This is a genomic window from Thauera terpenica 58Eu, from assembly GCF_000443165.1.
GTDB lineage: Bacteria > Pseudomonadota > Gammaproteobacteria > Burkholderiales > Rhodocyclaceae > Thauera > Thauera terpenica.
The window spans coordinates 202,715-213,770 of the sequence record NZ_ATJV01000070.1; the positions used below are offsets into that span (position 1 = coordinate 202,715).

Consider the following 11,056-nt stretch of genomic DNA (forward strand, 5'->3'; position numbering starts at 1 on the left):
GGAAAGAGGCTGCAGGCTCAGATGCTCATGACGAACTGGCCGCTATCGACGCGCAGTTCGATGCCGTTGACGGCGCGCGAGGCGTCGTCGGCGAGAAAGAGGATGGCGGCGGCGACGTCTGTGGGCAGGCAGGCGCGGTTCATCGGGTCGCCGTCGATGGTGATGCGCGCCGGATCGAGGCCCTTGGGGTAGGAGCCGGCGGTCATCGGCGTCATCACGCCGTCGGGGTGGATGGAGTTGCAGCGGATGCGGTACTTGGCGCGCCGGCAATGCGCGGCCACCGCGCGCGTGAGCCCGGCAATGGCCGCCTTGGAGGCACCGTAGGCGGCGTAGTCGTCCTTGGCGGCAATACCGGCGATGGACGACATGTTGATGATCGAGCCGCCACCGCCGCTTTCCTTGATCAGGGCCAGACCTGCCTTGCAGCCCAGGAAGACGCTGTCGGCATTGACCCGCATCAGGCGCTGCCAGTCGTCCAGGGTGGCATCCTCGATCGAGCCCTTGATCAGGATGCCGGCGTTGTTCACGAGGATGTCGAGGCGGCCGAAGCGCTCGCGCAGCATCGCCATCACGGCGTCCCAGTCCGCAGCCGAAGCCGCATCCTGGCGCATGAACACGGCCTTGTCGCCAAGACTGGCGGCCAGCGCCTCGCCGGCCTCGACGTTGAGGTCGGTGAACACGACCTGCGCGCCTTCCTTCACCATCAGTTCGACGGTGGCGCGTCCAACGCCGCTCGCGCCGCCGGTGATGAGCGCGATCTTGCCTTCCACTCGTCCTGCCATAGTCCCTGTCTCCTGCTTGTTTTTTACGTGTTGTCGGCGATGTGGTGGGCTGCGATATAACCGAAGGTCATCGCCGGGCCGATGGTGGCACCGGCGCCGGGATAGGCGATGCCCATCACCGAAGCCGAGGTGTTGCCGATCGCATACAAGCCCTCGATCGGCGAGCCATCAGGGCGCACCACGCGGGCGTGGGCGTCGGTGAGCAGACCGCCTTTGGTGCCGATGTCGCCCGCATCCATGCGCATGGCGTAAAACGGACCTTTCTGGATCGGTGCCAGGCAAGGGTTGGGCTTGACGTTGACGTCACCGTAGTAACGGTCGAAAACGTTGCCGCCGCGACCGAAGTCCTTGTCCTCACCGGTGCGTGCGTACTCATTGACCGTCTTCACCGTGGTGGCGAGGCCGGCGGGATCGACGTCGATCTGGCGTGCCAGCTCTTCGAGCGTGTCAGCCTTCCAGTACACCGAATTGCGCCACTCCTTGCGCAGGCGGCTGTCGGGCATGATCTGACCCGGCATCAAGGGGCCCATGGCATAGTTGAAGCGGAAATGGGCATCGAAGATGCACCACGCGGGCACGTTCTTGCCACCGGTGGCCTCGCGGTCCTTGTACATCGCGTCGCCGAACTCGAGATAACCCTGAGCCTCGTTGCAGAAGCGCTTGCCCAGCCCATTGACCACGATCGAGCCGGGGAAGGCGCGCTCGGCAAAGATGCCGCGCGGCTTCTCTTCGCCCACCACCGGGATGGTCGGCGACCACCACGCCCATTCGAGCAGATCGGTGGCGGCGCCGGCGGCCATGCCGGCCTCGAGCGCGGCGCCGGTGTTGTTGCCCGGCGGCGTCGCACTCCACGAGGTCTTGGTCGGCTGCGGCAGGTACTTCTCGCGCAGCGTCTGATTCTGCTCGAAACCGCCGGCACCGATGATCACGCCGCGGCGCGCATTGAGCGTCAGCTCACGGCCTTTGCTCACGACCTTGATGCCGGTGACGCGGCCATTGTCGAGCACCAGATCGCGAAAATCGGTGTTCAGCCACAGTGGCACCTTGCGGTCCAGCAAGGAGGCGCGCAGCGCGCACACCAGCGAATTGCCGAGGCCGGCGCGGCGATCGAACTTGCTCTTGCGCCGCCACTTGAAGTCGAGCTTGTAGCGCAACATCATCCACAGGATCTTGAAACGCCAGCCGCTCTCGCGCGCCATGGCGATGTGCGCATCGCGTGCGGTCCACGAGATCTTGCCCATGAGCAAGGTGGAGGGCGAGGGGCGACGCAGGTTCTCGAGCTCGTCGCCGAGCACGCTGGTGTCGAACAGCTCGGGGTCGAGCGAGCGCCCACCGGGCAGGGAGCCCGGCACATGCTGGTAATAATCGGGGTACTTCTCGGCCACGGCGTAGCGCACGCGCGACTTGTCTTCCAGGTACTTGATCATCGCCGGAGCGTGATCAAGGTAGGCGCGCACCTTGGTCTCGTCAGCGCGCCCACCGCCCGCAGTCATGATGTACTGCAGCGCCTTGTCGTAGCTGTCCTTGCCACCTTTGGCGGCAAAGTAGTGGTTGTTCGGAATCCAGATGCCGCCACCCGAAATGGCGGAGGTCCCGCCGAACTTGTCGCTTTTCTCGACCACCAGCACTGAAAGCCCACGATCGGCGGCAATCGCCGCCGAAGTCATCGCGCCCGCACCCGAGCCGACGACGATGACGTCCCAGTCCGTCTGTGACTGATCATGCACGCTCACGCTCTACCCCTGATCTTGTTTGGATACGTGGAATAGTCGCTGCAAGCCTGCGGGCGTTCATCGTCAATGCGGACTATGCGCCCGGGCTCGACTCGAGAGCTGTCAACATCGTTCAATCGAAGGATGCGCCATCCCATCCGCTTGACCACGATCAAGCGCACGAGAGACAACATGGAAACGACAATGACCACCACCCAGACCCCTGACACAGCGCCGCATCAGACCGAGGGCGCGACCCGGCCCTACTCCCTCGCCCGCCCCTGCCATGCCGACGACGTCCCGCACTGGGACATCGAAACCGACGTGGCGGTGATCGGCTTTGGCGCCGCCGGCAGCTGCGCCGCGATCGAGGCGCGCGCGGCGGGCGCACAGGTTCATGTGTTCGAGGTCGCGGCAGCACCCGGCGGCAGCGCGTCGTGGTCGGGTGGCGAGGTCTATGTCGGTGGCAGCGGGGGCACCCGGGTGCAGAAGGCACATGGCTTCGAGGACAGCACCGAGGACTTCTACACCTACCTGATGATGGCCGGCGGCCCCGGCGCAGACGCCGAGCGCGTACGCCTGTATGCCGACCACGCGGTCGCTCATTACGACTGGCTCGAGGCTCAGGGCGTGCCCTTCAAGGGCACTTACCTGCCGGGCAAGTGGCTGGAGCCCCTCACCGACGACACCTTGCTGTGGTCGGGCAGCGAGCAGGCCTGGCCCTTCAGCGCGCAGGCCAAGCCGGCGCCACGCGGCCATACGGCCCAGTTCAAGGGCTGGGGCGGCGGCAAGATGCTGATGGAGAAGCTGTGCGCTCGGGCACAAGCACTCGGCGCCGTCGTGCACTGCAACAGCCGGGCCATCAGCCTGATCGTGGACCGCGAGCGCGCCATTGTCGGCGTGGTGGTGCGCATCGAGGGCAAGGAGCAGTTCGTGCGCGCACGCAAGGGCGTCATCCTGTGTGCTGGCGGCTTCATCGTGAACCGCGAAATGGTGGAACGCTTCGCCCCGGGCGCGCTCCACGCGCAGGTGGTCTCGGGCGGCAACGACGACGGCTCGGGCATCCGCATGGGCATCGGCGCTGGCGGCGCCACCATCCACATGGACCAGTTCTTCGCCACCCTGCCCTTCTTCCCGCCCGAGTCCCTGGTGAAAGGCATTTTCATCAATGCGCGCGGCGAGCGCATCATCAACGAAGACGCTTACCACGGCCGCGTCGCGCACTATGTGCTGCGCCAACCCGAGGGCAAGGCCTGGCTGCTGGTCGACAACGAGATCTTCGGGCGGCCCATGATCCAGCCCGACATCAAGGTCGCCGCCGTGGGCGAGACCTGGGAAGAGGTCGAAAAAGAGCTCGGCCTGCCGGAGGGCAGCCTGGTGCACACGGTGAGCGAATTCAACCGCCATGCAGCCGAAGGACAGGACCCGCTGTTCCACAAGGCGGCGAACTGGCTGCGTCCGCTCACCGAGGCGCCCTTCGCCGCGCTCAGTTACTGTCGCGGCGACCTCAACGCGCACGCCTTCACCATGGGCGGCCTGCACACCCGCCCCAGCGGCGAAGTGCTGGATGCAGACGGCCAGCCCATCCCCGGCCTGTTCGCGGCCGGGCGCACCACCTGCGGTCTGCCGCGCTGGGGCGAGGGCTACAGCTCTGGGCTGTCGATCGGTGACTCGACCTTCTTCGGTCGCCAGGCCGGACTGAAGGCCGCACAGAGCTGACAACACGCGCAAAAATGGAAACGCCGCCTCGCTCATTCAGCGCGGCGGCGTTTTTTACGTCGCTTGATTCAGCTCCAGGCGTGCCGGCTGCAGGCAGCCGGCCACCACCATCAAGGCGTGACCTGAGACTCCATCATCGCCAGGAACTGATCCGTATAGGGCGGCAACAGCCCCCATTCACGGCGCGGATCGTAGGCCGGTGCCTTGAACACCGTGCGCAGGTGGCTGAACTCGATGAAGCCTTCGCGGCCATGGTAGTGGCCCATGCCGGAGTCGCCGATGCCGCCGAAGGGGGCGTCTTCCATCCCGGCGTGGAACATCACCTCGTTGATGCAGACCCCGCCCGACAAGGTGTGCTCGAGCACACGCTGCTGCTCGGCCGGGTCCTCGCCAAAGTAGTACAGCGCCAGCGGACGCGCACGGGTGTTGATGTCGGCGATCACTTCGTCGATTTCGGCGTAGGTGCTGACCACCACCGCCGGGCCAAAAATCTCTTCCCGCATGATGAGCGTGTCACTGGGCGGGTCGATGACGATGCGCAGCGGACGACGACGCTCGCCGGCATCGCGGGCGGTCTCGGCGGGGGCGCACTCGACACGCGCGCCTGCAGCAGCAGCTTCACTGACGTAGGACTCGACGCGCTCGAGATGCCTGGCATTGATCACCGCGACCATGTCCGGATTGCCCGACACTTCGGGGAAGAGCTCGGCGAAGCTGCGCTTGAGGGCGGTAACGAAGTCCTCAAGCTGTTCGCGCGCCACATAGACCACGTCCGGGTTCACGCACAGCTGGCCGGCGTTGGTGGCCTTGGCGACCGCAATACGATAGGCGGCGGTGGCCAGGTCGGCACTGCGCGCGACCACGGTGGGCGACTTGCCTCCCAGTTCGAGCGTCACCGGCACCAGGTTGCGCGCGGCGTTGCGCATCACCGCCTTGCCCACGGCCGTACTGCCGGTAAACACCAGGTGATCGAAGGCCTGCGCGCTGAAAGCCTCGCCCATGTCCGGCCCGCCGGTGACGACGCCGACCTCGAGCGGGTCGAACATGTCCTTGACGGCATCGGCCACCACGCTCGCGGTTTGCGCCACCACCTCGGACGGCTTGAGGATGGCGCGGTTGCCGGCGCCCAGGGCGCTGGCGAGCGGGGAGAAGAGCGTAAACAGCGGCGCATTCCAGGTGCCGATGATGCCCACCGTGCCCTTGGGCTGGTACATCACCCAGGCCTCGGCACCGAATTGGTCGTAAGGCGGGAAGGGCGTGCGCGCATCGCTCGGCATCCAGGCCTCGAAATGATCGCGGGCGTACTTCAGCGAAGTCAGCGAGCCGAGCACGTCGTTCATCAAGGAATAACCCTTGGGGCGGCCACCGAAGTCAGCATCCATCGCCTCCACCAGGGGCTTGTGGTATTTCACCAGCAAGTCGATCGCGGTCTGGATGCGACGGCGGCGAGTGGCCGCATCAACGGCACCCGCGCTGCGGAACGCAGCCTGCTGCAGCGCCAGCATCCGGGCCAGGGCTTCGACGGAGTCATGTGGTGTGCTCATCGTGTCTCTTCCATCCATTTTGTCAGGGGGCGTTTGAGGAAAGCCGCTACCATCAACTGAGACGGAAACGACCGGAAAGCTCATCCAGGGTGCGCGCCAGGGCATCAAGACCGGCTGCGGAATCGGCGCTGCGACTGGCGCTCGCCGAAAGGTCGGCCGTGCCACTCGAGACGGTGTCGATGCGCTGCAGGATTTCGCGTGTGGAGGCCGCCTGCGCCTTGATCAATTCGCTGATGTTGCCCACCGCAGCAAAGACCTCGTTGGTGCCGACGCGGATACCTTCCACCGACTGACCGGCTTCGCGCGACAGGGCGGCCCCGCTCGCCACCCGCTCCACAACCTGCTTCATGCCGCCTGAAACGCTGCGGGTCTGGACCTGGATGTCGGCAATGGTGGAGGTGATCTCTGCGGTCGATGCCGAGGTGCGCTCGGCGAGCTTGCGCACTTCATCGGCAACCACGGCGAAACCTCGCCCCTGTTCGCCGGCACGGGCGGCTTCGATCGCGGCATTGAGCGCGAGCAGATTGGTCTGCTCCGCCACCTCACGAATCACCTGCACCACCCCGCTGATGCGATGCGACAACTCGTCCAGCCCGTTGACCTGAGCGGCGGTCGTATCCACCACTTCCGATACCCGGTGCATCTCTTCGGCCATGCGACGGATGAATTTCTGACTGTCCTCGGTGCGGGCGAAGGAGCTCTGGGTGGTCTGCAGCGAGGCGCTGGCATGGGCCTCGACCTGATCGATCGAGCGCACCAGTCCCGCCGCAGCATCGGACATGCGCGCCAGCGCCTCTTGCTGCGAGCTCGCGTGCTCGGATGCCGAACTCGCCATGCCCGACAGCTGACGCGCCTGCACACCCAATTGCTCGACCTCGCGGCGCAGGTGATCGATCAGCACATGCAGCTTGTCGCGCATTTCGCCAATATCACCGAGCAACACGCCAAATTCATCATTGCCGAGATTGGGCACCTCAACCGACAGATCGCCCTTGGCAATCGCGCGTGCCACTGAGGATGCCACCCCGAAGGCGAGGCGCAGGCGGCGCAGGGTGGTGAAGGCCAGCAGTGCGCCCAGGATCAGGCCGAGGGCGGAAAGCGCGAGATAGGCCATCACCGTGAGCCGGTAACGCGCCTGCGCCGCCTCGTAGCTGTCAGCGGTGAGCCTGGCCTGGTGCGCATGGAGCGCGGCGAGGGCCTCCTCCGCCGCTTCGCCGGCCGGCTCGCCCCCCTGTACGAATGCGCTCATGTAGGTGAGACGAAAGGCCCCGGTGCGCAGCGAGGCGAGGACGTCGTCGACGAGGTAGATCCATTCGTCGTAGCGCGCGATGAAGGTCTCGAACAGCGCCTGCTCCTCGGGGTCGCTGATGTGCGCCCTTTGGGTCTCGATGAGGGCGCGGACCTCCTCGGTGTTGCGGTCGATGAGGTCAAGGTAATGCGAGAGCGGGCGCTCATGGGCAGAGGCCAGGCCACCCTCGGGATCAAGCTGGAAGGCAAGCAGGATCAGGCGACGATTGTTCAGCAGTCGCGTCTGGATGGCCTCGAAACGGGAGAGCGCGACCAGGCTTTCTTCATGCACCTCGCGTAGTGCCTCCTTGGCCTGAAACATGCCAAACCAGCCAAAGCCAACGGCTGCGAAAAAAAGCGTGCCGGCCACAAGAGCCCAAATCAGCAAACGTTGAACGAGAGTGAGTTGACGCATGGGACATGCTTCCTTGGGCGTGGACTTGCACCATAACAACCGCACCGCCCGCCACCATCGTCCGAATGGACGAAACACCGCCCCCTGCATATACGCTAGTCCGTTGGGACGATGACCCTGTTCTGGCCGGATTCCATACTCATTTCCATTCTTTTCCCCCGCCTTGCGAGACACGACATGACGACGCAAAAGGGTTTCGATCCCCACGCCTTCCGCGCTGCACTTGGCACTTTCACGACTGGCGTCACCATCATCACCACCCGCGCTGCGGATGGCGAAATGGTCGGCATCACCGCCAACAGCTTCAATTCGGTCTCGCTCAATCCTCCGATGGTGCTGTGGAGCCTGGCCAAGAATGCACGCAGCCTTGCAATCTTCTCCAACGCCAAGCACTGGAACGTGCACGTGTTGTCGGTTGACCAGGAGGAGCTGTCGGGCCGCTTCGCCCGCCAGGGAGAGGACAAATTTGCCGGTCTCGAGCTCGACGAGGGCATCAGCAAGGCGCCGCTGCTCAAGCAGTGCACCGCACGCTTCCAGTGTCGCACCGCCTTCAGCTACGACGGTGGCGACCACGTCATCTTCGTCGGCGAAGTGCTGGCCTACGACCACAGCGACCTCCCGCCGCTGGCGTTTCAGAGCGGCCAATACGCACTCACCGCTCGCAAGCCGCGCGAGGAGCTGCGTCTGGGCGCAACGCCGCCGCCCGAATGCAACTACACCGAGGACTTGCTCGGCTACCTGCTCGGACGCGCGCACTATCAGATGCTGCACGCGCTGGGCCAGCTGCTCAACACCCAGGCCCTGGACGAGCGCTCCTTCTTCATCCTGTCGGTGCTGTCCATCCGCGATCGCTTGAGCCTGGAAGAGCTCAACGCCTTCATCGCCTATACCGGCATGGTGGCCAGCGAGGAGTCGATGGCGGCACTCGAGGCCAGCCAGCTGGTGGCGACCGAGAGCGAGGACGGCGTGGTGCGCTACGTCATGACGGCCGACGGCCGCGAGGCCTCGCTGCGCCAGATCGCGCTGGCCAAGGCGGTCGAGGAAGACATGGCGGACAAGCTGGGGGCCGGCGACGCGATGGCACTGAAGCTGCTGCTCAAGCGCCTGATCGCAAGCAGCGACCCCGGCATGCCTGATCTGTGGTCAGCGCGCTGAGCGCGCCTGCCACACCACCAGCTATCGACACCGAACCAACAACAGGACACCCCATGAGCATCATTGAACGCTTCCGCCTGGACAACCAGGTTGCCATCGTCACCGGTGGCGGTCGCGGCATCGGCCGTGCCATCGCCCTGGCCTACGCCGAAGCCGGCGCCGACGTGGTGTGTGCCGCACGCACGCTGGCCGACGTCGAGGCGGTGGCGGCAGAAATCCGCGCCATGGGTCGGCGCGCTTTGGCCCTCAGCTGCGACGTCACCGACCTGGCGCAGCTGGCCGCGGTGGTCGACGCCACGATGAAGGAATTCGGCCGCGTCACGCATCTGGTGAACAATGCCGGCGGCTCGGGACCGAACGACCCGCTGAAGATGCCCACCGCCAAGTTCGAGGAGGTGTTCCGCTTCAATGTGAGCTCGGCCTATGAGCTCACCCGTTTGTGCGTGCCGCACATGCGGGCGGCAGGCGGTGGCAACATCGTGAACATCAGCTCGGGTGCGGCGCGCTACGCCCAGCCCTATTTCAGCGCCTACGGCACGGCGAAGGCCGCGCTCAGCCACCTCACCCGCTTGCTCGCGCATGATTTCGCACCCGAGGTTCGCGTCAATGCCATCGCCCCCGGGCCGATCATGACCGCCGCCCTGGACCGTGCGCTGCCCGCGAACATGCGTGAAGGCATGATCAAGAACACCCCGCTCAAGTGCCTGGGCGTGGTCGAGGACATCTCTGCTGCCGCGCTCTATCTCGCCAGCCCCGCATCGGGCTGGGTCACGGGCAAGATCCTCGAAGTCGACGGCGGCGCCGAGTCGAGCGTCTGGCCGGGCTGAACGCCCTCGTCACGCCACTTCACGCCACGCTTCGCCGCAAACCCCTTCACCGCTGGACCCCGCTCCATGGAAGACACCCAGATCCGTCGCCTCGGCGACGAGCTCTACGACGCCCTGCGTCAGCGCCGCACGCTCGCACCGCTCACCGACCGTCACCCCGAACTCAGCATCGACGACGCCTACCATATCTCGCTGCACATGTTGTCGCGGCGCGAGGCCGATGGCGAGAAGGTGGTAGGCAAGAAGATCGGTGTCACCAGCAAGCCGGTGCAGGACATGCTCAATGTGCACCAGCCCGACTTCGGCTTCCTCACCGACACCATGCACTACCCCGACGGCGCCACCATTTCGCTGTCCAAGGCCGGTCTCATGCAGCCGCGTGCCGAAGGCGAGATCGCCTTCATGCTCAAGACCGACCTGCAGGGCCCGGGGGTGACCAGGGACGACGTGCTGACCGCAACCGCCTGGGTGGCGCCCTGCTTCGAGATCGTGGACTCGCGCATCGATGACTGGAAGATCAGGATCCAGGACACCGTGGCCGACAACGCCTCATGCGGCGTATTCGTCATCGGCGCACAGCATACCGACCCGGCGGGCCTGGACCTGGCCGCGGTGCGCATGCGCATGACGCGCAACGGCGAGGCCGCCGGCGAAGGCCTGGGCTCGGCGGTACAAGGCCATCCGGCCGAGGCGGTGGCGTGGCTGGCGAACACGCTGGGCGCCTTCGGCATCCCGTTTCGCGCCGGCGAGCTGATCCTGTCCGGGTCGCTGGCACCCCTGGTTCCGGCCCGCGCGGGCGATCGCTTCGAGATGGAAATCGAAGGTCTGGGCAGCTGCTCGATCGCCTTTTCCTGATTTGTGCGCTTTGCAGGTGGGCGGCCGCACTTTCCTCCCTCTTCCCGTACTGCCGCACATCCTGCAAACCCTGAAATAAACACCCCTGGTAGCAAGGCGGGCCACGTGTTGCCGTCTGCTGGAGAACTGAAGCCATGAGCAAGAAAATCAAGTGCGCCCTCATCGGTCCGGGCAACATCGGCACCGACCTGCTGTACAAACTCAAGCGCAGCCCGGTGCTGGAGCCGGTGTGGATGGTGGGCATCGACGCCACTTCCGAAGGCCTGGCGCGGGCGCGCGAGATGGGCCTCAAGACCACCGCCGACGGTGTCGATGGGCTGCTGGCGCACGTGCTGGCCGATGGTGTGCAGATCGCCTTCGACGCCACCAGCGCCTATGTGCACGCGGAGAACAGCCGCAAGCTCAATGAGCTGGGCGTGCTCATGATCGACCTCACTCCGGCTGCGGTCGGCCCCTTCTGCGTGCCGCCGGTCAATCTGGTCGAGCATGTGGGCAAGGGCGAGATGAACGTGAACATGGTCACCTGCGGTGGCCAGGCCACGATCCCGATGGTGGCCGCGGTGTCGCGCGTGCAGGCGGTGAGCTACGGCGAGATCGTCGCCACCGTGTCGAGCAAATCGGCCGGCCCGGGCACGCGCAAGAACATCGACGAATTCACCCGCACCACCGCCGGAGCGGTGGAGAAGGTGGGCGGCGCCAAACAGGGCAAGGCCATCATCATCCTCAACCCGGCCGAGCCGCCGCTGATCATGCGCGACAC

General features: G+C 65.6%; 9 protein-coding genes. 5 read left to right on the top strand and 4 right to left on the bottom strand.

All coding sequences use genetic code 11. The features are described from left to right. Nucleotides 1-17: 17 nt before the first annotated feature. Nucleotides 18-782, bottom strand: coding sequence for an SDR family oxidoreductase (locus tag M622_RS34295; protein ID WP_021250221.1), 765 nt, complete (start codon nt 780-782; stop codon nt 18-20). 23 nt (nt 783-805) lie between these two features. Beyond that, the gene (locus tag M622_RS34300; protein WP_021250222.1) at nt 806-2,515 is read right to left on the bottom strand and encodes an FAD-binding protein; all 1,710 of its coding nucleotides are present in this window, start codon (nt 2,513-2,515) and stop codon (nt 806-808) included. A 171-nt stretch (nt 2,516-2,686) separates the two neighbouring features. Here M622_RS34300 and M622_RS34305 point away from each other — a divergent pair, with 171 nt between their 5' ends. Beyond that, nucleotides 2,687-4,213, top strand: a complete 1,527-nt coding sequence (locus M622_RS34305) for an FAD-dependent oxidoreductase (protein ID WP_245543085.1) — start codon at nt 2,687-2,689, stop codon at nt 4,211-4,213. A 110-nt stretch (nt 4,214-4,323) separates the two neighbouring features. Here M622_RS34305 and M622_RS34310 read toward each other — a convergent pair whose 3' ends face one another. Both M622_RS34310 and M622_RS34315 read right to left on the bottom strand, forming a co-directional pair. Beyond that, complete coding sequence (locus M622_RS34310; protein ID WP_306415640.1) at nt 4,324-5,862, bottom strand: coniferyl aldehyde dehydrogenase; 1,539 nt, start codon at nt 5,860-5,862, stop codon at nt 4,324-4,326. Beyond that, entirely contained in the window at nt 5,810-7,459 is a 1,650-nt protein-coding gene (locus tag M622_RS34315; RefSeq protein ID WP_021250225.1) for a HAMP domain-containing methyl-accepting chemotaxis protein, read from the bottom strand. The genes M622_RS34310 and M622_RS34315 overlap by 53 nt, the downstream gene beginning before the upstream one ends. A gap of 177 nt (nt 7,460-7,636) precedes the next feature. Here M622_RS34315 and M622_RS34320 point away from each other — a divergent pair, with 177 nt between their 5' ends. From M622_RS34320 to M622_RS34335, 4 genes are all read left to right on the top strand, one after another. Then, a complete protein-coding gene (locus tag M622_RS34320; protein WP_021250226.1) occupies nt 7,637-8,614 on the top strand; it encodes a flavin reductase family protein in 978 nt (325 codons plus the stop codon). 53 nt (nt 8,615-8,667) lie between these two features. Next, entirely contained in the window at nt 8,668-9,441 is a 774-nt protein-coding gene (locus M622_RS34325) for a glucose 1-dehydrogenase (protein WP_021250227.1), read from the top strand. Nucleotides 9,442-9,507: 66 nt separating this feature from the next. Beyond that, nucleotides 9,508-10,296, top strand: a complete 789-nt coding sequence (locus tag M622_RS34330; protein ID WP_021250228.1) for a fumarylacetoacetate hydrolase family protein — start codon at nt 9,508-9,510, stop codon at nt 10,294-10,296. Nucleotides 10,297-10,430: 134 nt separating this feature from the next. Then, the coding region (locus M622_RS34335; protein ID WP_021250229.1) for an acetaldehyde dehydrogenase (acetylating) at nt 10,431-11,056 on the top strand (626 nt) is incomplete at its 3' end.

Excerpts from the sequence above, each read along its gene's own strand:
- M622_RS34295 (WP_021250221.1), bottom strand. The coding sequence starts at position 782 with ATGGCAGGACGAGTGGAAGGCAAGATCGCGCTCATCACCGGCGGCGCG.
- M622_RS34330 (WP_021250228.1), top strand. The coding sequence starts at position 9,508 with ATGGAAGACACCCAGATCCGTCGCCTCGGCGACGAGCTCTACGACGCC.
- M622_RS34325 (WP_021250227.1), top strand. The coding sequence starts at position 8,668 with ATGAGCATCATTGAACGCTTCCGCCTGGACAACCAGGTTGCCATCGTC.
- M622_RS34305 (WP_245543085.1), top strand. The coding sequence starts at position 2,687 with ATGGAAACGACAATGACCACCACCCAGACCCCTGACACAGCGCCGCAT.
- M622_RS34310 (WP_306415640.1), bottom strand. The coding sequence starts at position 5,862 with ATGCCCTGGCGCGCACCCTGGATGAGCTTTCCGGTCGTTTCCGTCTCA.
- M622_RS34315 (WP_021250225.1), bottom strand. The coding sequence starts at position 7,459 with ATGCGTCAACTCACTCTCGTTCAACGTTTGCTGATTTGGGCTCTTGTG.
- M622_RS34320 (WP_021250226.1), top strand. The coding sequence starts at position 7,637 with ATGACGACGCAAAAGGGTTTCGATCCCCACGCCTTCCGCGCTGCACTT.